Source organism: Virgibacillus halotolerans (genome assembly GCF_016908515.1).
In the GTDB taxonomy this organism is placed as follows: Bacteria; Bacillota; Bacilli; order Bacillales; family Amphibacillaceae; genus Virgibacillus_M; species Virgibacillus_M halotolerans.
The window spans coordinates 133723-156369 of the sequence record NZ_JAFBEA010000001.1; the positions used below are offsets into that span (position 1 = coordinate 133723).

Below are 22647 nucleotides of genomic sequence, written 5' to 3' on the forward strand. Positions count from 1 at the left end.
ATAGTAATACAAACCATCGTAGGAGGGAACGACATGTTAAAGCGCAGTATACTTTTGACAGGAACAATGACCCTTACCATCGTATTGTCGGGATGCTTTCAGGGGGAACAATCGTTAGAAGAAGTGGATCCGCCGCAAGGTGCAGAAGCAGTAGATAAAACAGGGGATGCCGAGTCAGGTGAGCAAGAAGAAGCAGTGGATGAAGCAAAAGAAAAAGAGGATCAACCGGAAGTGGAAACGGTAGCCAGGCAGTTATTCTTAATTGATGCTAATGGCATGGTCGCTGCACAGACTTTAGAATTACCGAATCCAGATACGAAGGAAGTCGCAACACAGGTACTAGAGTATTTAGTAAAGGGCGGCCCGGTAACATCATTGCTGCCAAACGGATTCCAGGCTGTTTTACCTGAAGGAACCGAAGTTTTAGGCGTTAATTTACAAGAAGATGGGACAATGATTGTAGACTTCTCCAAAGAATTTAAAGATTATGAGGCCAAAGAGGAATTAGTAATACTTGAAGCAATGACACATACGCTAACCCAGTTTGACAGTGTGAAGGATATCCAGTTGCGAATTGATGGTGATCCACAATCTGAAATGCCTGTAAATGGCACGCCAATTAATGAAGGGTATTCTCGGTCAAATGGAATTAATATTGATGATACAGATACGTTAGATTTCGTAAACAGTAAAGCAGTGACGATGTATTATCCAAAAGAATATAATGACAGTCGCTATTACGTGCCTGTTACCCAATATGTAAACAATAAAGAAGATGATGACACATACGCATCCATTGTACAGGCGTTAATTAAAGGTCCAGGATTAGATACCAATGTGGAGCAAGTGTTTAATTCAGATACAGTCTTAACCAACAAGCCAAAGCTTGAAGATGGTGTGCTGGAGCTCGAATTTAATAAAGAATTACTAAAAGAAGCAGATCAACCAGTGATAGCAGATGACGTGATGGAAACATTGGTTAGAACATTGACAGAGCAACAGCAGGTTAAAGCTGTTAATATAAAGGTAGAAAAAGTAGATGAATTAGTAAATGAGAACGGGGAAGCATACACTGAACCAGTGACCAAACAAACATTTATCCCATCTGAAAAACTATAATTCATAGGGGCGTGAGCAAGAGCCTCTATGTTTATTTTTTTGGCAAGAAAGCATTAGCCTATTTCATTCTGCCCACTGGCTAAAAACGCGACGTCCTGCACAACGCCAGTACAAGTATTCCTTTGCGTCGTAAATGCACAAAGGAATGCTACGGGAGCGATTATCGCAGACGAAAAGGACTTTTTCGTTGAGCGAAGGCGCGCGGATAAAGGTTTGGCGAATGCCTGCTTTTCTAACAATCCAAGTAAGGTCAGTGATGTATTAACGTGCTGATTTGGTGTAGAATATGTTAAGCTATGAAATGTATGAGGAGGAGTTAAGATGAGAAATGATCAACGCGAGGTAAACAGTTTACGACCGATAACCATCACACCAAATTTTGTAAAGCACCCGGAAGGCTCTGTTTTAATTCAGGTAGGAGATACGAAGGTGATCTGTAATGCCAGCATCGAAGATAGAGTACCTCCTTTTATGCGGGGACAAGGTAAAGGTTGGATAACGGCAGAATATGCGATGTTACCACGTGCTACAGACCAAAGAAATATTCGGGAATCTTCTAAAGGGAAAGTAAGCGGCAGAACAATGGAAATTCAACGATTAATTGGTAGATCGCTACGTTCTGTAGTTGATTTAGATAAAATTGGCGAACGAACAGTTTGGGTTGATTGTGATGTAATCCAAGCGGATGGTGGTACAAGAACAGCGTCGATTACAGGTGCTTTTGTTGCTGTGGTACTTGCTTTTGGAAAGTTATTGAAGAAGAAAACCATTAGTAAAATGCCTGTAACAGACTTTTTAGGGGCGATCTCTGTTGGTGTGCTACCAGATGGCACTGAAATTTTAGATTTGAACTATGAAGAAGATTTTAAAGCACATGTGGATATGAATGTTGTTATGACCGGATCAGGTGAATTTGTTGAAATTCAAGGAACTGGGGAAGAAGCAACATTTACTAACAACCAATTGCAAACGATGCTTCAGCTTGCGAATGAAGGAATGCAAGAAATTCTTGAAACACAAAAAGCTACGCTGGGAGAATTAAGCGATCGGATTGGAGAAACAGTTACAACGAATCGTTGAGGTGTTTAATATATGAAGCAGATCATTATAGCGACAAAGAATAAAGGGAAAGCAATAGAATTCAAGCAATTTTTTTCTGATTATGGCATTGAAGCAATGTCTTTATTAGATATGCAGGGAGATATTCCTGATGTTGAAGAAACAGGGACAACCTTTGAGGAAAATGCTGCTTTAAAAGCCGAACAGATGGCATCATTGTTTGATAAACCCGTTTTGGCCGATGACTCAGGTCTAATGATTGACGCATTAGATGGTAGGCCAGGTATTTATTCTGCGAGGTATGCAGGTGAACCAAAAAGTGATCAGGCAAACATGAACAAAGTATTGGAAGAATTAACAGCCTTTACGGCCTTGGAAGAACGTACTGCAAGATTTGTATGTGTTCTTGCAATTGCCGTTCCAGGCGAAAAGACCATTTTTCGTAAGGGCTATTGTGAAGGGACGATAGCTTTTTCCGAAGCGGGAGAAAACGGTTTTGGATATGACCCGGTCTTTATTCCAAAAGGCTATCAAGAAACAATGGCACAACTTTCCGCTGGGGTGAAAAATAGTATCAGTCATCGCAAAAACGCAATCCTTCACTTAGATGAATGGATACAGGATATATTATAGGATTCAGAGCCGGAGGTGTATCAAGTGACGAAGGTGCTTATTTTAAGTGATAGCCATGGACTAACTCGTGAACTGGAAGATATTAAAAAGCGCCATCAATTACAACATATGATTCATTGTGGGGATTCTGAATTGGATTATGATGCAGATGAACTGGAAGACTTTGTAAAAGTAGCAGGGAATTGTGACTTTGATACAAACTATCCAAATGAAGAAAAGTTAACGATTGATGGTCTGACATTTTTTATTACACACGGGCATTTATACAATGTGAAGGCTAATTTAATGTCATTATCGTACCGTGCGGCAGAGGAGAATGCTCAGGTCGTCTGCTTTGGTCACACACATATTGCGGGAGCAGAACAGAACAATAAGCAATTATTCATCAATCCAGGAAGTATTCGACTTCCAAAAGCCCGAAAAGAAAAAACGTATGCTATTATGGAATGGGAAAACACAGATGAAATAAATGTAACTTTTTATACAGTACAGGGAGAAATTGTCGAAGCACTTACCCTTTGGACATCTGCATAAAAAATGACGCCTATCATACATTAAAATATGTTATATGATAGGCGTTCAATAATAAAAAAATAAAAACCTGTTGACAAATTTTATGTTAATGCATATAATGAGTCTTGTCCGTTAAAAAGTATCTAACGCATGCGGGTGTAGTTTAGTGGTAAAACCTCAGCCTTCCAAGCTGATGATGTGGGTTCGATTCCCATCACCCGCTCCATAAATACATAACACACACGACATGTCTCAGTAGCTCAGTAGGATAGAGCAACAGCCTTCTAAGCTGTGGGTCGCAGGTTCGAATCCTGCCTGGGACACTCATGCTACCTGAAAGTCCTAAAAATCCGTCATATCAACCGTGAAGGCAATCGTTTAATCAGCCGATGACCTACTGTTGTATGATGGATTTTTCTTATCTATAAGGGTGTCCGCCATAAAACTGTTAACAATGTAAGCAGAAAGTTGCCGGAAAAAGGTTTAAAAGCCAGGCAATCGGGTATGTATATTTATTAGCTGTTTTTTAATACTATAAATAGAAACATTAATAAAGAATGGAGGGAATCTATGGTAAAACAATCCGATAATGTCATTCTTTTTCCGAAATGGAAAACAGCATTGGAAAAAGAAAGCTTACAAGCATTAAAAGAAAAAAGGTTTGAAGAAGCACTGGAAAAGTTAAACAAGTTATTAAGCTATGATATTAATGACCACGAAATTGTTGTCGGTAAGTTAATGTGCTTAATAGAATTAGGCCGTTTTGATGAAGCGCAGGACATATGCGAGACACTGCTTTTAAATAAAAACAAAGACGATAATTACTATCATTATGTACATATTTATTTAACGATACTTTTTCAAACCAATCAATTTGAGCTTTTAATCGAACAAGTTAATCATGAATTCGAAGATGGCTCATTACCAGAATCAATCAGGGAGCAATTCCAGCAACTTTACGATATAAGCTGGAAAATGAAGGAAAATGTTATTGATGAAAAATCCACAGTGTATTTTGACGATTTACTGCGCGCGGTGAAAAATGAGGAACATACAAAACAATGGCGTCTTGTGGAAAACTTGCGTAACATGAAATCGAATCCCACGGATGAGGTTATTGCACTATTGGAAAATGAATTGGTTCATCCGGTAACAAAAACAGCCATTATAAATTGGCTTCGGGAAAAAGAAATCTCGCAAACTGTGGAAATACATAAGTTAAATGCGCAAGTAAATGTTAAACCAATGGAGCTTCTAGATATTGAATCAAATACGGCAATAAAAGAAATTGGATTGCTAATCAATAGTATTGAACAGGAAAATCCAACATTATTCACGATGATCGATCAGTTGCTTTACCGTTATGCATATGTTCGTTACCCGCTGATGCCGCAGGAAGAAGATGTCCCAGCAATCGCTGAAGCGCTACGATACATAGGTGAACAGTATTTGAATCTACCTGTAAATCATGCAGATGAATTGAATGATAAAGTACAGCATTACATAGAAGAAATTAATATGTGTGAATCATTATATTCGAGTATAATTGAGGCGTAATCGTAATGGACTGCAAATATTTGAAAGCCCAATGAATTATGTTATAATGAGATGGTTGTAAAATAGATCATTATCTAACCCTAGCGTTAGTTATGAACGTGAGTAATGAATGGACACAATAGATTTTGGAGGGAACTTTTATGTCAGTAAAATGGGAAAAACAAGAAGGTAACGAAGGCGTACTAACATTTGAATTACCAGCGGAAAAATTTGATGATGCTTTAGATAAAGCATTCAAGAAAGTTGTAAAGGATATTCAGATCCCTGGATTCCGTAAAGGTAAGATACCACGTAAAATCTTTGAAAAAAGATTTGGTGTCGAATCACTCTATCAGGATGCGGTAGACATTGCATTACCTGATGCGTATGTACAAGCAATTGATGAAGCAGGTATTGAGCCAATTGCTCAGCCGGACGTGGATATTGAGAAAATTGAACAAGGTGAACCTTTAATCTTCACAGCAAAAGTAGAGGTTAAACCAGAAGTGACCCTTGGCGATTACAAAGGCTTAGAAGTCGAAGAAGAATCTGTTGAAGTAACAGACGAAGACGTAGACCATGAACTTGAGCACCAACGTGAACATCAGGCAGAACTTGTTGTTAAAGAAGAAGGTACTGTAGAACAAGGCGATACTGTTGTAATGGACTTTGAAGGGTTCATGGACGGAGAAGCTTTTGAAGGTGGAAAAGGTGAAAACCACTCATTGGAAATTGGATCCGGTCAGTTTATTCCTGGATTTGAAGAACAATTAATTGGTAAAGCTGCTGAAGAGGAAACAGAAATTGAAATTACATTCCCTGAAGATTACCATGCAGAAGATTTAGCAGGTAAGCAAGCTACCTTCCAGGTTAAGATTCATGATATTAAATTCAAAGAACTTCCTGAATTAGATGATGAATTTGCGAAAGATGTCGACGAAGAGGTAGAAACACTCGACGAACTGAAGAAAAAGAAAAAGGCAGAGCTTGAAGAGCAAAAGAAACAAGCGGCTGATAATCAAAAACGTGAAACTTTAATCGAAAAAGCATCTGATAATGCACAAGTGGATATTCCTGATCCAATGGTTGACACCGAGCTGGAGCAAATGGTTCGTGAATTTGAACAACGTTTGCAAGCACAAGGCATGACGATGGAAATGTACGCACAGTTCTCAGGTCAGGATGAAGATGCATTAAAAGAACAAATGAAAGATGATGCAGCGAAACGTGTAAAAACAAACTTGACACTTGAAGCAATTGTTAATGCAGAAGGTCTGGAAGCATCTGATGAAGATGTGGATGCTGAATTGGAAAAAATGGCTTCAATGTATGGTACTGAGGTTGAGCAATTAAAACAAATGCTCGGTGGAAACGCAGATGCCATTAAAGAAGATCTGAAAATGAGAAAAGGAATTGACTTTCTCGTAGAGCATAGTAAAACAGTATAAACCTTTCTTACAGGTTAATTGCAGATCCATAAAGTGAATGAAAACAAGGTGTGAAACATATCGCACCTTGTTTTATGTTTTTAGCAGCAAAGAAAGTATATGCCTATTTCTAGCTTTGGCGTTAAAGCCAGGTTTTCTAAGGCATACAGTGGAATGGTAAACAAATCAACGACTTAAATAATGGAAGTAGCATATAGTATAAGTAGTTTGATTTGACATTTAAAAAATATTATCCATAATGAAAACAAGTATATTGCTTTGTGTTTTAATTCCCATCTGATATGATGGCAATGAAAGTTGAATTCTAGGCATACACTAAGAAGCAGATTTAAACTTTTAGGGGTGAATGGAAATGTTTAAGTTTAATGAAGAAAAAGGACAATTGAAATGTTCATTTTGTGGAAAGAGCCAAGATCAAGTCCGTAAGCTTGTAGCAGGACCTGGCGTTTATATATGTGATGAATGTATTGAACTTTGCACAGAAATTGTAGAAGAAGAACTGGGTACGGAAGAGGAAACGGAATTAAAAGAAATTCCTAAACCAAAGGAAATTCGCGTTACCCTGGATGATTATGTAATTGGTCAGGATCAAGCAAAAAAGAATTTATCTGTAGCGGTCTACAACCATTACAAGCGAATTAATTCGCCAAAGAGTACGACAGATGATGTAGAATTGGCGAAAAGTAATATTGCTATGATTGGACCAACAGGTAGTGGTAAAACACTTTTGGCACAAACGCTTGCACGACTTATAAATGTTCCATTTGCAATGGCCGATGCAACGTCTTTAACAGAAGCAGGCTATGTTGGTGAAGATGTAGAAAATATTCTCCTGAAATTAATTCAATCAGCAGATTACGATGTTGAAAAGGCTGAAAAGGGAATTATCTATATTGATGAAATCGATAAAGTAGCACGTAAATCGGAAAACCCGTCGATTACCAGAGACGTATCCGGTGAAGGTGTACAGCAGGCATTGCTGAAGATTCTAGAAGGCACGGTTGCCAGTGTTCCGCCTCAAGGAGGACGTAAGCATCCGCATCAGGAATTTATTCAAATTGACACAACAAATATATTATTTATCGTTGGCGGTGCGTTTGATGGAATTGATCAAGTGGTCAAGCGTCGTCTAGGTAAAAAAGTAATTGGATTTGGGTCCAATGAAAAGCAGGAAGATCTGGACATGGGAGAATTACTTTCGAAAATATTACCCGAGGACCTGTTGAGTTATGGTTTAATACCAGAATTTATCGGTAGGGTTCCTATTGTAGGAAGCTTAACGCCACTTGATGAACATGCTTTAGTTGAAATTTTGACTAAACCTAAAAACGCACTTGTTAAACAATATGAGAAGCTATTCGAAATGGATGACGTCGAATTAGAATTCGAAGAAGAAGCACTTGTGGAAATCGCCAAGAAGGCGATTGAACGTAAAACAGGTGCACGTGGATTACGTTCCATTATCGAAGGTATCATGCTTGATGTCATGTTTGAATTACCATCAAGAGAAGATATTGAGAAATGTGTAATTACAAAAGAAACAGTTCTCAGCGAAGAGAGTCACCCAAAACTTGTTTATAGAGATGGAACAGTGACAGAGGGCAACGAAAAACATCCAAAAGAGAGTGCCTGATTAAGCAAAGATTTTTAGCTATAGAAGAGACTGACTGGCATATCAAACGCTTGCTATTGTAGACGAGGTGATGCCCATGTTAGTCTCTTCTTTTTTTGATAAGTAAATACGTAACAGGTCATACTAAAACCAAGCAGGATATAAATTTTACAAATGGTCAGATTTTCTATAAACTTTATCTCATAGTGTACAGAAAAAATACATAACCTTAGGAGGTACATACCATGACAAAAGATATCAATCAGATCCCCCTCCTACCCTTACGCGGATTACTTGTTTTTCCAGCAATGGTTCTTCATCTTGATGTAGGCAGAGACAAATCCATCGCCGCTTTAGAAAAGGCCATGATGGGTGATCAAACGATATTTCTGGCAGCACAAAAAACGGTGAGTTTAACCGATCCGAAACCGGATGATATTTATCGGGTAGGAACTGTAGCAAAAGTAAATCAAATGATTAAGCTTCCCAATGGTACAATGCGGGTACTCGTGGAAGGGCTTCACCGGGGAGAAATTGTGCGATTTATTGAATTAAAGGATGAATTTGTTGTAGATATAAAGGGGATTGAGGATGTCCACGGGGATATCAATGAAGAAGAAGCCTTGATGCGCTCTTTATTAAGACAATTTGAGCACTACATAAAATTATCCAGCAAGATAACGAAAGAAACATTCGCAACTGTTTCAGATATAGACGAGCCGGGAAGATTGGCAGATATTATCACCTCCCACCTTGCTTTGAAAGTTAAGGATAAACAAGAGCTGCTTGAGATTCAAAATATCCAAAACAGACTCCAGTACTTAATTAAAATCATATCAAATGAGAAAAAAGTATTAGATTTGGAGAAAAAAATCGGACAGCGTGTAAAAAGTTCAATGGATAAAACGCAAAAAGAATATTATCTACGTGAACAATTAAAAGCAATCCAAAAGGAACTGGGAGAAAAAGAAGGCAAAAATGGTGAAGTCGGTCAGTTGAAAGAGCAAATCGACCAGTCCGATATGCCTGAAGACATCATGAAAGTAGCATTAAAGGAACTGGATAGGTATGAGAAGGTCCCACAAAGCTCTGCAGAGAGTTCTATCATTCGTAATTATTTAGATTGGCTCTTAGCATTACCATGGACAAAAAAATCGCAGGATACAATTGAAATCGATCATGCGGAGGAAATACTGGATACAGATCATTATGGACTGGAGAAAGTAAAAGAACGTATACTGGAGTATTTATCCGTGCAAAAGCTTACCAAATCCATTAAAGGTCCGATTCTTTGTTTAGTTGGTCCGCCGGGGGTAGGGAAAACATCCTTAGCTAAATCGATTGCCAGATCGATTAATCGTAACTTTGTTAGAATCTCATTGGGTGGTGTTCGTGATGAAGCGGAAATCAGGGGACACAGAAGAACATATATTGGTGCGATGCCAGGTAGAATTATTCAAGGAATGAAAAGGGCGGAAACGATCAACCCCGTCTTCTTATTAGATGAAATTGATAAAATGGCCAATGATTTTCGCGGGGATCCGTCGTCAGCTATGCTGGAAGTATTAGATCCGGAACAAAATAGCAATTTTAGTGATCATTTTATTGAAGAAACCTATGATTTATCCAGTGTTCTATTTGTAGCCACTGCAAACAATGTCAATCAAATTCCAGGTCCGTTATTGGACCGCATGGAGTTAATTTCCATTGCTGGGTATACGGAAGTTGAAAAACTGCACATCGCAAAGGAACATTTACTACCGAAACAGATTAAAGAAAATGGGTTACAAAAAGGGAACCTGCAAATACGGGATGAAGCTTTATTAAAGCTGATCAGAATGTATACGCGTGAAGCTGGGGTCCGTAGCTTGGAAAGGCAACTCGCTACGCTCTGTAGAAAAGCGGCTAAAATCATTATCTCAGGCGAAAAGAAACGCGTTGTTATTACAGAAAAAAGCTTAGAAACATTATTAGGGAAGACACTTTTCCGTTACGGTCTAATGGAGCGGGAGGACCAGGTTGGGGCGGCGACCGGTCTGGCCTATACCACAGTGGGTGGGGATACTTTATCGATTGAAGTTTCCCATTATCCTGGCAAAGGAAAACTTACTTTAACTGGAAAACTTGGGGATGTAATGAAGGAATCTGCCCAAGCAGCGTTTAGCTATATCCGCTCCAGAGCAGATGAACTCCATATTGATCCAGATTTCCATGAAAAATATGATATTCATATTCATGTACCAGAAGGAGCGATTCCAAAGGATGGTCCATCCGCAGGCATTACCATGGCAACCGCACTTGTTTCGTCATTAACTGGACGAGCAGTAAAAAAAGAGGTTGCAATGACGGGAGAAATAACCCTTCGCGGTCGGGTGTTACCCATTGGTGGACTAAAAGAAAAATCATTAAGTGCACACCGGGCCGGTATTACGACTATTATTATGCCTGCACAAAATGAAAAGGACCTTGATGAAATACCGGAAAGTGTTCGTAAAGGGTTGACATTTATTAAAGTAAATCATTTAGATGAAGTGTTAAAACATGCACTAGTGGAGGACAACAATGAAGGTAACTAATGCAGAAATCGTAATCAGTGCAGTTAGTCAGAAGCAATACCCAGGAGATCGAATCCCTGAAATTGCGTTAGCGGGAAGATCGAACGTCGGTAAATCGTCATTTATTAACACGCTAATCCAACGAAAAAGCCTGGCAAGAACATCATCCAAGCCAGGGAAAACACAAACATTAAATTTTTATCGGATTAACGATTTCTTTTACTTTGTGGATGTTCCTGGATACGGTTATGCCAAGGTTTCGAAAAAAGAACGAGAAAAATGGGGCGGCATGATGGAAGAATACTTCCAAACAAGAGACACACTAAAAGCTGTATTATTAATTACAGATATTCGTCATGAGCCCTCAAAAGATGATATACAAATGTATCATTTTTTGAAGCATTACGATCTACCAGTTATTATTATTGCAACCAAGCTTGATAAAATTCCAAAAAATAAAAGATCCCAGCATGTTAAACGATCCAAAGAAGCTTTTCAAATCCAATCAGAAGATAATTTACTGCCATTTTCCTCGGAAACAGGTGAAGGAAAAGAAGCAGCCTGGGCACTGGTGAGGAAATATTTAGCCTGAGCAAAAACCGCTTTTCATGGAATGAGAAGCGGTTTTCCTATGCCGAATTATTTCACGCTTATGAAATAATTGAAAGGGTAAAGGCGTAATGATTAGTATTTGTTGGGATAACTAAGCTAATAGGCGTTAAATGAACGTCACATTTCATTATGTGGTTATAGTCTGATATATACGGTAATTAGCAGTTGGATTTTGAAAAGTTTCATTGTTATACTTTTAACCATTGCTAAAAACACTTAAAAATGTAAGCGGTATTTTATGTTTTATGAGGAGAGTGTTCTATAACGATGATAATTTTGAAAGGTTGATTAGCTTATGAAAAGACTGAATCTTGCTTTTATTTGTATGATAATGATATTATTGTTGGCTGCTTGCGGGTCGGATGATAAGGATATCGACTCTGGGAATGGTTATGATCTTGTGAAAGAAGGTACATTTACTTTTGCGTCATCGGGGGAATTTAAACCTTTCAGTTACATAGAAGGTGGCGGCGAAATGACAGGTTTTGATTTGGAAGTTGGTAATGCGATTGCAAAAGAGTTGGGGTTGAAACCACAACAGGAACGCTATAAATTTTCTGCAATTGTTGAAGGCGTAAAAACGGGTCGATTTGATGCGGCAGTCGCAAGTCACACGATTACACCAGAACGATCGGAGAGTGTGGATTTTTCAACACCCTATTACTATTCTGGAGCACAGATCTTTGTCAGACCGGACAGTGATGTGGAATCATTGGAAGACTTGGAGGGATTGGAAATTGGTTTATCGAAAGGGTCGACATATACCGAATATGCTGAACAGGTAACCGACAATGTGAAGACATATGATAGTGATGTTGTTGCATTGCAAGCACTTGAGAAAGGACATCATGATGCGGTGATCACTGATTTCCTAACAGGGAAAGAAGCCATTGCATCTGATCTTGATATTGTCGATAAGGAAATGATTGAAAGAAGTGAACAGGCCGTAGCAGTCGGAAAAGACCATCCAGAATTATTGGATGCAATCAACGAAGCCCTAGAAACGTTAAGAGAAGACGGAACATTAACTGAGCTGAGTGAAAAATATTTTGAAGCAGATATTACGGAGGAGCCGGAATAAGCAGTGATTTGTACAAATAGAGTAGTAATGAACAGTTTCAGCCCTTTGTCGTTGAAAAACACGGTGAAGGGCTGAACTATTTCGGTCAAATTGTTAACTGACAATGATTGGAGTTGATAAAAGTGTTTATTGATTTTATCCATTATCTTGGGCATTTGTGGGAAGTATTTATTGAAAGTAAGGGGATTTTTCTCGATGCTACTGTACTTACCTTGAGGTTAACAGTGCTGTCCATCTTTATTGCAATATTTATCGGTTTGTTTTTTGCTCTGCTTAAAACAACAGGGGTTAAAGTGTTAGTATGGATCGCAAATACTTATATTTTTCTCGTACGTGGGACACCACTTATCGTACAAATTTTTATATTTTATTACGGTTTATCGTATGGTCCATTGCAAATTAGCGGATTTTGGTCCGCTGCACTTGGCTTAGCGTTCCATAATGGTGCATATATTGCAGAGATATTCCGAGGCGCCATCCAATCAATTGGTAAAGGGCAAACGGAAGCAGGTAGATCCATTGGGATGACGAGCTGGAAAACAATGAAGCGGATTATTTTACCACAGGCATTACGCAGGGCACTACCACCACTTGGGAATCAATTTATCATTGGCTTGAAGGATTCGTCCTTGGCTGCTTTTGTCGGTTTGGCAGAAATATTTAATGTATCCACAACGATGGGATCGGCTGATTTTGATTTTATGACCTATCTGTTGATTAGTGCAGTATATTATTTAATTCTAGTATTCTTATTAACGCTACTCGTTAGCTTCACAGAGAAAAAACTAGCAGTGAGCGATTAAGGAGATGGAGAAGATGGGCGAAGTTAAGAAAATGATTGAAGCGAGAAAACTGAATAAATATTTCGGTGATTTACATGTATTAAAGGATATTGACTTTTCAGTGGATGAAAACAATGTTGTCGTTTTAATTGGCGCAAGTGGTTCAGGAAAAAGTACTTTGTTACGCTGTCTGAACTTCTTGGAAATGAAAAATAGCGGAGACATTCTGATTGAAGATAAGTCAATTGACCCAAAAAAATCAGATTTGAATAAGGTGCGACAAAAAGTAGGTATGGTGTTTCAGCATTTTAATTTATTCCCGCACAAAAGTGTTTTGGAAAATGTGATTGAAGGACCAACACAAGTAAAAGGCACATCGAAAAGACAGGCAATCAAAGATGCCAAAGAATTATTAGATAAAGTAGGACTAGCAGATAAGGAAGACGTTTATCCAGAAAAATTGTCCGGCGGTCAAAAACAGCGTGTCGCGATAGCGAGATCGTTGGCAATGAGACCGGATATTATGTTATTTGATGAACCAACGTCGGCACTTGATCCTGAACTAGTTGGGGAAGTCCTAGAAACAATGAAGGCGTTGGCAAAAGAAGGTATGACGATGGTAGTGGTTACCCATGAGATGGGCTTTGCCAGAGAAGTATCTGATTGGGTCTTATATATGCATGAAGGTAAAATTGTGGAACGCGGCACACCAAGTGACTTGTTTGATAATCCACAAGAGAAGCGCACGCAAGCGTTTTTGAGTTCTATATTATAAAGTGAAGCTTTATTTGGAGAGCGTTTTCAACGCACAGCACGTGCTAGTGTGGACGTTGTGACAATGCTCTACTAACCGGAGTGCCAGGCCTCGCGATATAGCCTGCCTATTCCACTTAATGTTAGTTGAGCCAAACTGCGATAAAAAGAAAAAAATAATCCCTCCAGTGGGTGGTTACCCCCAAAAGTTAAAGTTTTTATTATGCAGCTAATTGGCTGGATTGAGTTCGGTATGCTACTGGACTCAATCCAGCCAATTTTTCTTTTGATCGTTCATGGTTATACCAGTTGATATATTTTTCAATCCGTCTTTTTAATTCTTCATAGCTTACTAATGCTTCCCCATAATACATTTCTTGCTTTAAAATGCCAAAGAAATTCTCCATCGAAGCATTGTCTGCACAGGTTGCTTTGCGTGACATGCTTTGGAATACTTTATTTTGTTTTAATGTCTTCACCCATTGATTGTGCTGATAATGCCAGCCTTGGTCTGAATGAATGGTGGTGCGATAATAGGTTGCACGATTCTTTATTATCTCTATGGTTTCTTTTAAAGGTTTCATGACAAGATCTAATGTTGGACGTTCCTTGATTTCACAAGCAATAATTTCACTATTATAAAGGTCAAGAATGGGATTTAAATATAACTTCTTTTCGCCTAGACATTTGAATTCTGTAATGTCTGTTACTAATTTTTGAAGCGGAATAGGTGTGCTAAAACGGCGGGATAAGCGGTTTTTTGCTACTTTCCCAACATGCCCCTTATATGAATTATATTTACGAGATTTACGCATGAACTTCACACATTTTAATCCAAGTTCTCGCATAATCCGATACACTTTTTTATGGTTGATCCCATATCCTAATTTCTTTAATTCTCTCGTGATCCGTTTGTAGCCATAACGTTCATGGAACTTTTTAAATAGATCTATAATAATGTTTTTTAATGCTGTGTCCATATCTTCTCTGTCAAAGTTTTTCACATGATAGTGGTAAGTTGCTTCCGGAATGGCCACGACAAGGAGAATATCTTTTAATCGGAATCCTTCTTCTTTGAGCTCGAATGCCACCTTTGCTTGTGCTTTTCGTGGAAGGCATTCGGACTTTCTCGAAAAGCTCTCAACTTTTTTAGGTATGCATTTTCCAGTCGCAATAATTCATTCTCGCGTTCTAATTCTTCCTCGCGTGTTAACTTCTTTTCTTCCTTTTTCTTCTGTTTATTAGGTTTCTTAGACATAGAAGGTCGCCCCTTTGATTTTGGTTTCAGGCCTTCTATCCCTTGTTCACGAAATGCTTTCAACCAACGTTGAATCATGGAATGGTTGTTCAAATTAAATTGAACTGCAGTTTCTAAATAAGAAGCACCTGTTTCTAGCATAAATTGTACCGCATCTAATTTAAATTGAACAGTATACTCCTCTTTCGTTTTTCTTCGTCTTAATCCTTCCATTCCTTGTACTTTATAAGATTTCACCCAGTTTTTTAATGGTGAAGTACTAGGCATATTATATTTTTTCATCAATGATTTATATCCAAGATTCCCGTGCAAATACTCAGTCACAAGCTTTATTTTAAATGCTTCACTATATTTAGCCATAAAAACACCCCTGAAATTTAGATTTTCTACTCTAACTTTCAGGGGTCGGTACCGTGTGGAGTGGATTATTTTTTCTTCTTGAATAATAAATAGATGCCGATGATGATCAATAGGATTGGCCAGAATTTCTCAATAACATCAACAACAATATAGACCCAATCAAACCATACAGGAAGATTAATGGAAAATATCATAATGACCGAAATAGCGATAAGCAGCATCCCGGGGAAAAGTCCTGCTTTTGTATGTACATAGCGAACAAGAAAGGCAATCCCGACAATCAGCAGATATACGGCCCAATGATCAATCCAAAAAGGGTAATGTGCCACTCCGTGAAAATGGATCCCAAGTCCTAGGATAATTGTTCCGACAAATAGGTTCTGATAATTTTTTGCTGTGTAACTATGTATAAGAAGTGCCAAACCAACAATAATAAGTAATGTTGGCCAAGAGTAAAAATCGGTTACGATTGGTATTTTAAGTTGTCGCAAAAGAAAATATGCCCCAACACCAATAAGTAAATATGCCGCAAACGTATTTTGCTTCTTCATGGTATCATTCCTTTGCTGTTCAATATCGATTTCTTGATTATAGGCTAATGGTGTGATAAAGTACATTCATATTAACATCTTACATGCTTTATCCTACCATATTGTTTCAGATTCTGTTCACATTTTCAAAAAAAGTGTGCAGCGATTTATGGTATAATATAATGTAGATAAAGAAATTTATAAATAATCATTTATTCGTACAAAATTATAAAGAAGGTCCTAAGGCGAAGACAAAGGAGTAGTTTTCACTTATGCTGATATCCTAAAAGTTAGTTTCGTATCAGTGTAGTTAGGTATGTTCAAAAAAATTGAACATCCTCCTGCAACTATTTTGGAGGTAGGTAAATTGTATATAATAAAAGTAGGTTTTAATTATAAATCCGCTCCCATAGAAATAAGGGAAATGCTACAGTTTTCAGAAGAAACATTAAGTGAAGCGATGACAGAATTAAAAACACGAAAAAGCATTTTGGAAAACGTGATTGTGTCTACATGTAACCGTACGGAGGTTTACGCAGTTGTTGATCAACTGCACACAGGGCGTTATTATATTAAGCAGTTTTTGGCAGATTGGTTTGATCTCGATAAAGAAGCATTTTCTTCCTATTTGCGTATTGCAGAAGAGGATGGTGCATTAGAACATCTGTTTCGGGTAGCGGCAGGACTTGATTCCATGGTTTTGGGTGAAACACAAATCCTTGGTCAGGTTAGAGATGCTTTTTTCAAAGCACAAAAAGCGAAGACGACTGGTACTGTTTTTAATGAGTTGTTTAAACAGACGATTACGTTTGCTAAACGTGCCCAGCATGAATCGGCGATCGGTGAGCAGGCTGTTTCTGTCAGCTATGCGGCGGTTGAATTGGGTAAAAAAATCTTTGGTGATCTAAAAGATAAACATGTTGTGATACTTGGGGCAGGTAAAATGAGCGAACTTGCTGCTAAAAACCTGCAAGGATCCGGGACAACAGAAATCACCGTGATTAATCGTACGTATGAAAATGCTGTAGCTTTAGCAGAGAAGTTCCAGGCGAAAACAGCACATATGGATGATTTAACCAGTGTATTAGAAAATGCGGATATATTAATTAGTTCTACAGGTGCAAGCAATGCTGTGCTAACCAAGGAAACGTTAGCGCCAATTCAAAAGAAAAGAAAGGGAAAGGCACTCTTTCTTGTTGATATCGCAGTACCAAGAGACTTGGATCCTGCTATTGCTAGCTTGGATAATGTTTTTCTTTATGACATTGATGACTTACAGCATATTGTGGATGAGAATTTGGCAGCGAGAAAAGTAGCTGCTCAAGAAATTGAAATCATGCTAGAGGGTGAAATTGTTATCTTTAAAGAATGGGTAAAAACACTTGGTGTTGTCCCAGTGATTTCTGCATTGCGTCAAAAGGCACTGTCTATTCAGGCTGAAACAGTTAAAAGCATTGAAAGAAAGATTCCGGATCTGACAGCACGCGAGAAGAAAGTCATTAATAAACATACAAAAAGTATTATTAATCAGCTTTTAAAAGAACCGGTGACACAGGCGAAAGAAATGGCTGCAAGTGACCGTGCGGACGAATCATTAGAGCTGTTTACAGAGATTTTTGGAATCGAGCAGGAAGTAAAGCAAGAATTTGAAAAACAAGCTGAAAAAAATGAAACAATCAGTAAAATTAAAACACCATTTTCATTTATTGAACGTATCACAACCATTTAAAAAGAAAGGATTTCAAGGATGTTTGAACTGAAGTGGCTTTATGAAATCATTCTTATTATTTATGGTTTAAGTATTATCGGGTATTTTATTGATTTTATTCAAAGTAACCAGAAGGTGAACAAGGTCGCCTTCTGGTTACTTGGTATGGTTTGGACAATTCAAACCGTTTTTTTATTGTATGAAGTGTTGATCAACCGAAATTTCCCTATTGCTACATTAAATGACAGTTTGTTTTTTTATGCGTGGATACTAGTTACTTTTTCATTGATTATTAGTCGGCTGTTTCCAACGCACTTTATTGTGTTTTTTATCAACGTATTTGGATTTTTTATATTACTATTATATATTACATCCAATGCGAATAAACAAACATTCAGTAGTGGGATACAGTTCGTACATGAAATACTTGTTTCACACATCACATTGGCGATCGTTTCTTATGGATTCTTTACGATATCCTTCTTGTTTTCATTAATGTTTATGATTCAATATCGTTTTCTGAAACGGAAAAAGGGATTACGCTGGATGTGGCGTTTTGGTGATTTAAAACAATTGGACACTTATTCATTTAGGGCCGTAACAATTGGAGTACCATTCCTGTTGATTGCTATTATTTTAGGCGTTGTATGGGCGTATGTCTCCAAGGCAGAATTTTATTGGTTTGATATGAAGACAGCTGGATCAATCCTCGTGCTAGGCGTCTATGTCGTTTATTTACTGCTACGTCTTGTAAAAGGATATCAGGGGAAAACAATCTCCATGTTTAATGTAGCTGCATTTTTGATTTTAATAATAAACTTTTTATTATCCAGTTCATTATCAAATTTTCATTTTTAATTAACATAGAAGGTGGATGAAGTATGAGAAAAATAGTTGTTGGCTCAAGAAACAGTAAATTAGCTCTTACGCAAACAAACCTGGTGATTAAAGATTTAAAAGAAGCAGGCGTAGAAAACCCGTTTGAAGTAAAAGAAATTGTAACAAAAGGGGATCGTGTACTGGATGTCGCGTTGTCCCAAGTTGGCGGAAGTGACATCTTTACGAAAGAAATTGAACAAGCAATGTATGATAAAGAAATAGATTTTGCTGTTCATAGTATGAAAGATCTCTCCGCTACGGAGCCTGAAGGGTTAACGATTGCAGCGATCCCTGAACGAGAAGATCCCCGTGACGCTTATATTGCGAAAAACGATATTGCGTTTAAGGATCTACCAACTGGAGCAATCGTCGGCACGAGCAGTTTGCGCCGAGAAGCGCAAATGTTGGCTGTTAGACCGGATCTACAGACCAAGTGGATTCGTGGCGCTATCGATGCGCGCATTGAAAAGTTACACACGGAAGATTATGATGCAATCATATTAGCTGTCGCAGGGTTAAATAGACTTGGCTTAAGCGAAGCGAACATAACCGAATATTTACCTGTGGATACGTTTATTCCTTCTGTTGGTCAGGGGGCACTTGCAATTGAATGTCGTACTGATGATGTGGAAATCCGTGACATCCTAGCGAAGATAAATGATCAAGTAGCAGTAAAAACGGTTGAAGCGGAACGAATATTCCTTGAAATTCTTCAAGGAAGTGACCAGTTCCCAATTGGCGCTTATGCCCAACTTGATAACAAAGAACTTGTATTGCAAGCTACTGTTATCTCTACTGACGGCAAGACGATTTTGAAAGAACTGGTTCGAGGTACAGATCCAGCCACAGTTGCAAAGGAAGCAGCAGATAAACTGATTAAACAAGGTGCATTAGATATTATTAATGAAGTGAAAGAAGCGCTTAATCAAAAATGACGACTTCTTTACAAAATAAAAAGATATTAATCACAAGAGAACAGAAACAGGCAAGCGCATTTGCCGAAAAGATAGTGCAGTATGGTGGCAACCCCGTGGAAGTGCCACTGTTAGAAATTATTTGTAAAGATCGCCCGGAGGATAGGTCTGTGTTTCAATCGTTAGCAGCATTCCAGTGGGTTTTTTTCACAAGCGCCAACGGTGTGGATTGTTTCTTCCAATTATTGCACAAACATCATATTCAGCCAGCTATATTGAAAAGTATTAAAATAGCAGTCGTTGGTCATAAAACGGAAAACGCACTAAAGGAACATGGCATTTCTGCTGATTTTATTCCAACCGTTTATGATGCAGAGCATATGGTCCGTGAGTTTCTTACTCATTTTACTGTCGAAGGTTCGTTTTTACTTGTCCGAGGAAATCGCTCAAGAACCGTACTTCCCGAAAAGTTCTCCCAAATTGGGGTAGATTTTTCAGCAATAGAAGTGTATGAAACAGGTTTCAACTATAAAATGGCTGGACGGTTAAATGAAGTGTTAAAAGAAAAAAGATACGATTTTATTACGTTCACTAGTCCATCCACTGTTGATGCTTTCACAGAGATGGCTGTGGAAGATTACGAAAAGAAATGTGTATGCATTGGTACAACGACTGAAGCACGTGCACGGGAGCATGGATTTACAATGATCCTTACACCCGAGGAGTTTACAATAGATGGAATGTTAACAAGTATGTGTAATCATCTAGCAATGAAAGGATAGATAAGAATGACAATGAATACTGATTTTAAACGTCATCGCCGCTTAAGATCTTCCAGTGCGATGCGTTCACTTGTAAGGGAAAACCATGTACGAAAAGATGATTTAATTTATCCGCTGTTTGTCATTGAGGCGGAGAACATGAAGCGTGAAGTACCTTCTATGCCTGGTGTGTATCAGGTATCTTTGGACCTGTTAGCGGAAGAGCTGAAGGAAATTGATGCACTCGGTATTAAAGCCATCATGTTCTTTGGTGTGCCAAAAGAAAAAGATGAACAAGGTACAGGTGCTTTTATTGAGGACGGTATGGTTCAAGAAGCGACTCGGATTGCGAAAAGAACAGTACCAGATTTACTCGTTATTGCGGATACCTGTTTATGTGAATATACATCACATGGACATTGTGGTGTGATCCATAACCATGATGTTGACAATGACGAATCACTTAAACTATTAGCAAAAACAGCTGTTTCCCAAGCAGAAGCAGGTGCAGATATCATCGCACCTTCGAATATGATGGATGGCTTTGTAACCGTCATTCGTCAAGCGCTCGATGAAGCAGGATTTACACAAATTCCGATTATGTCCTATGCCGTTAAGTATAGTTCAGCATTCTATGGTCCGTTTCGTGATGCAGCCGATAGTACACCACAATTTGGTGATCGTAAAACCTATCAAATGGATCCAGCAAACCGTGAAGAAGCACTAAGGGAAGCTGAATCGGATATGCAAGAGGGGGCAGACTTTCTAATTGTTAAGCCTGCATTGTCCTATCTTGATATTGTAAGAGATGTGAAAAACAATTTTAATGTACCAGTGGTTGCTTACAATGTAAGTGGAGAATATTCGATGGTAAAAGCTGCAGCATTAAATGGCTGGATCAATGAAAAAGAATTGGTGATGGAAAAGCTAACCTCAATGAAGCGAGCAGGAGCAGACTTGATTATCACGTATTTTGCAAAAGATGTAGCAACATGGCTGGATGAAAAATAAATCATAGAGGTGAATCGTTGTGAAGGAATTTAATCATTCAATTGATGCCTATAAAGAGGCAGTTGACTTAATGCCTGGTGGGGTTAACTCTCCGGTCCGAGCATTTAAATCAGTGGGTATGTCCCCGATTTTTATGGATCATGGTAAAGGATCTAAGATTACGGATATTGATGGTAATGAATATATTGATTATGTCTTAAGTTGGGGTCCACTGATTTTGGGACATGCAGACGATCACGTTGTTTCGAAGTTGAAAGAAGCTGTTGAGAAAGGGACCAGCTTTGGTGCACCAACAGTTTTAGAAAATAAACTGGCTCAACTTGTTATTGACCGGGTACCATCCATTGAAATGCTGCGAATGGTGAATTCCGGTACAGAGGCTACGATGAGCGCAATACGTGTAGCACGGGGTTATACCGGGAGAGATAAAATTCTCAAATTCGAAGGGAACTATCATGGGCATGGTGACTCACTGCTCATTAAAGCGGGTTCCGGTGTCGCTACATTGGGATTGCCGGATAGCCCGGGCGTCCCAGCGTCGATTGCGAGTAACACGATCACGGTCCCATATAATGACATAGAAAGTGTACGTTACGCATTTGAAAAATATGGAGACGAGCTTGCAGCAATCATTGTTGAACCTGTTTCAGGCAATATGGGTGTTGTACCACCGGTGGAAGACTTCCTTCAGCAATTACGAGAAATTACGAAAGATAATGGTACGCTATTAATATTTGATGAAGTGATGACAGGCTTTCGTGTAGGTTATCATTGTGCACAAGGGCATTTTAATGTCATACCGGATCTGACTTGCTTAGGTAAAGTAATCGGTGGCGGCCTGCCAGTGGGTGCCTATGGTGGAAAACGTGAAATCATGGAAAATGTTGCGCCAACAGGTACAATTTATCAGGCGGGAACACTATCCGGTAACCCCTTGGCAATGACTGCGGGTTATGAAACATTAAGTGCACTTGACGAATCTTCCTATGAAGCAATTAACCAGCAAGTGGATAAATTGGTCGCTGGCTTTAAACAGGCTGCTATTGATTTTGATATCCCACTATATATTAATCGCGCCGGTTCTATGGTTGGCGTATTCTTTACGGATGAGCCTGTAATTAACTTTGAGACGGCTCAAACTGCTAATTTGGATTATTTCAGTCAATATTACCGGGGAATGATTGAAGAAGGCGTGTTTTTACCACCTTCTCAGTTTGAAGGATTATTCCTTTCTACTTCCCATACTGATGACGATATTGAACAAACAATTCAGGCCATCCGGAATGTATTTTCCCGGATTGAAAAGTAATAAATAAGCATGAGAAGCTATTCTTTAGAGGATAGCTTCTTTTTATTTGTGCTTTATGAAAGTAAACCATTAAGCGTGCAACTTAGCCCCTAGACCGGCCTTTCAGTCTTGCCAACCGAAAGTTTTTTTACTTGTAAAAGGTCACTTTAGCATATCACCACTGGGTGCTTCATATAGATAATTAAGACATAGAAGTATATGGGTTAATATGTTG

At 38.6% G+C, this 22647-nt stretch carries 21 protein-coding genes and 2 tRNA genes; 20 read left to right on the forward strand and 3 right to left on the reverse strand.

The annotated features are described in order from the left end of the window. Positions 1 to 33: 33 nt before the first annotated feature. From JOC34_RS00675 to JOC34_RS00740, 14 genes are all read left to right on the forward strand, one after another. On the forward strand, positions 34 to 1119 hold the full coding sequence (locus tag JOC34_RS00675; RefSeq protein ID WP_205134790.1) for a GerMN domain-containing protein: 1086 nt from the start codon (positions 34 to 36) through the stop codon (positions 1117 to 1119). Between the two features lie 321 nt (positions 1120 to 1440). Next, positions 1441 to 2199: a ribonuclease PH gene (gene rph / locus JOC34_RS00680; protein WP_205134791.1), complete on the forward strand. Its 759-nt coding sequence runs from the start codon at positions 1441 to 1443 to the stop codon at positions 2197 to 2199. A 12-nt stretch (positions 2200 to 2211) separates the two neighbouring features. After that, positions 2212 to 2811 carry an XTP/dITP diphosphatase gene (locus JOC34_RS00685; protein ID WP_205134792.1) on the forward strand — a complete coding sequence of 200 codons (600 nt, stop codon included), beginning with the start codon at positions 2212 to 2214 and terminating at the stop codon, positions 2809 to 2811. 24 nt (positions 2812 to 2835) lie between these two features. Then, on the forward strand, positions 2836 to 3345 hold the full coding sequence (locus JOC34_RS00690; RefSeq protein ID WP_205134793.1) for a YfcE family phosphodiesterase: 510 nt from the start codon (positions 2836 to 2838) through the stop codon (positions 3343 to 3345). Between the two features lie 131 nt (positions 3346 to 3476). Then, positions 3477 to 3550: transfer RNA gene (locus tag JOC34_RS00695), tRNA-Gly, on the forward strand. A 23-nt stretch (positions 3551 to 3573) separates the two neighbouring features. After that, positions 3574 to 3647, forward strand: a tRNA-Arg gene (locus JOC34_RS00700). 247 nt (positions 3648 to 3894) lie between these two features. Further along, positions 3895 to 4881 carry a tetratricopeptide repeat protein gene (locus JOC34_RS00705; protein WP_205134794.1) on the forward strand — a complete coding sequence of 329 codons (987 nt, stop codon included), beginning with the start codon at positions 3895 to 3897 and terminating at the stop codon, positions 4879 to 4881. A gap of 140 nt (positions 4882 to 5021) precedes the next feature. Continuing rightward, on the forward strand, positions 5022 to 6308 hold the full coding sequence (gene tig, locus JOC34_RS00710; protein WP_205134795.1) for a trigger factor: 1287 nt from the start codon (positions 5022 to 5024) through the stop codon (positions 6306 to 6308). A gap of 352 nt (positions 6309 to 6660) precedes the next feature. Next, complete coding sequence (gene clpX / locus JOC34_RS00715) at positions 6661 to 7941, forward strand: ATP-dependent protease ATP-binding subunit ClpX (RefSeq protein WP_205134796.1); 1281 nt, start codon at positions 6661 to 6663, stop codon at positions 7939 to 7941. A gap of 224 nt (positions 7942 to 8165) precedes the next feature. Further along, the gene (gene lon / locus JOC34_RS00720) at positions 8166 to 10496 is read left to right on the forward strand and encodes an endopeptidase La (protein ID WP_205134797.1); all 2331 of its coding nucleotides are present in this window, start codon (positions 8166 to 8168) and stop codon (positions 10494 to 10496) included. Further along, positions 10483 to 11067, forward strand: a complete 585-nt coding sequence (gene yihA / locus JOC34_RS00725; protein WP_205134798.1) for a ribosome biogenesis GTP-binding protein YihA/YsxC — start codon at positions 10483 to 10485, stop codon at positions 11065 to 11067. The genes lon and yihA overlap by 14 nt, the downstream gene beginning before the upstream one ends. A 315-nt stretch (positions 11068 to 11382) precedes the next feature. Further along, positions 11383 to 12168 carry a transporter substrate-binding domain-containing protein gene (locus tag JOC34_RS00730; RefSeq protein WP_205134799.1) on the forward strand — a complete coding sequence of 262 codons (786 nt, stop codon included), beginning with the start codon at positions 11383 to 11385 and terminating at the stop codon, positions 12166 to 12168. Between the two features lie 137 nt (positions 12169 to 12305). Continuing rightward, entirely contained in the window at positions 12306 to 12971 is a 666-nt protein-coding gene (locus JOC34_RS00735) for an ABC transporter permease subunit (RefSeq protein ID WP_205135891.1), read from the forward strand. Between the two features lie 13 nt (positions 12972 to 12984). After that, positions 12985 to 13725: an amino acid ABC transporter ATP-binding protein gene (locus tag JOC34_RS00740; protein WP_275577662.1), complete on the forward strand. Its 741-nt coding sequence runs from the start codon at positions 12985 to 12987 to the stop codon at positions 13723 to 13725. A gap of 199 nt (positions 13726 to 13924) precedes the next feature. Here the strand turns inward: JOC34_RS00740 and JOC34_RS00745 are convergent, their stop codons facing one another. The 3 genes from JOC34_RS00745 to JOC34_RS00755 form a co-directional block, all read right to left on the reverse strand. Further along, positions 13925 to 14794, reverse strand: a complete 870-nt coding sequence (locus tag JOC34_RS00745; protein ID WP_205134800.1) for an IS3 family transposase — start codon at positions 14792 to 14794, stop codon at positions 13925 to 13927. Further along, positions 14758 to 15321, reverse strand: coding sequence for a helix-turn-helix domain-containing protein (locus tag JOC34_RS00750; RefSeq protein WP_205134801.1), 564 nt, complete (start codon positions 15319 to 15321; stop codon positions 14758 to 14760). Before JOC34_RS00750 ends, JOC34_RS00745 begins: the two co-directional genes overlap by 37 nt. Before the next feature lie 65 nt (positions 15322 to 15386). Beyond that, positions 15387 to 15938, reverse strand: coding sequence for a LiaI-LiaF-like domain-containing protein (locus tag JOC34_RS00755; RefSeq protein ID WP_338062625.1), 552 nt, complete (start codon positions 15936 to 15938; stop codon positions 15387 to 15389). Between the two features lie 280 nt (positions 15939 to 16218). On the opposite strand from JOC34_RS00755, the gene hemA reads away from it, so the two are divergent. The 6 genes from hemA to hemL are packed head-to-tail and all read left to right on the forward strand — an operon-like array spanning position 16219 to position 22433. Next, complete coding sequence (gene hemA, locus JOC34_RS00760; protein ID WP_205134802.1) at positions 16219 to 17580, forward strand: glutamyl-tRNA reductase; 1362 nt, start codon at positions 16219 to 16221, stop codon at positions 17578 to 17580. An 18-nt stretch (positions 17581 to 17598) separates the two neighbouring features. Continuing rightward, positions 17599 to 18417, forward strand: a complete 819-nt coding sequence (locus JOC34_RS00765; RefSeq protein ID WP_205134803.1) for a cytochrome C assembly family protein — start codon at positions 17599 to 17601, stop codon at positions 18415 to 18417. Between the two features lie 23 nt (positions 18418 to 18440). Further along, positions 18441 to 19373: a hydroxymethylbilane synthase gene (hemC, locus tag JOC34_RS00770; RefSeq protein WP_205134804.1), complete on the forward strand. Its 933-nt coding sequence runs from the start codon at positions 18441 to 18443 to the stop codon at positions 19371 to 19373. After that, entirely contained in the window at positions 19370 to 20134 is a 765-nt protein-coding gene (locus tag JOC34_RS00775; protein WP_205134805.1) for a uroporphyrinogen-III synthase, read from the forward strand. The genes hemC and JOC34_RS00775 overlap by 4 nt, the downstream gene beginning before the upstream one ends. 6 nt (positions 20135 to 20140) lie before the next feature. Beyond that, positions 20141 to 21124 carry a porphobilinogen synthase gene (gene hemB, locus JOC34_RS00780; protein WP_205134806.1) on the forward strand — a complete coding sequence of 328 codons (984 nt, stop codon included), beginning with the start codon at positions 20141 to 20143 and terminating at the stop codon, positions 21122 to 21124. A 19-nt stretch (positions 21125 to 21143) separates the two neighbouring features. After that, positions 21144 to 22433: a glutamate-1-semialdehyde 2,1-aminomutase gene (gene hemL, locus JOC34_RS00785; RefSeq protein WP_205134807.1), complete on the forward strand. Its 1290-nt coding sequence runs from the start codon at positions 21144 to 21146 to the stop codon at positions 22431 to 22433. Positions 22434 to 22647: the final 214 nt, after the last annotated feature.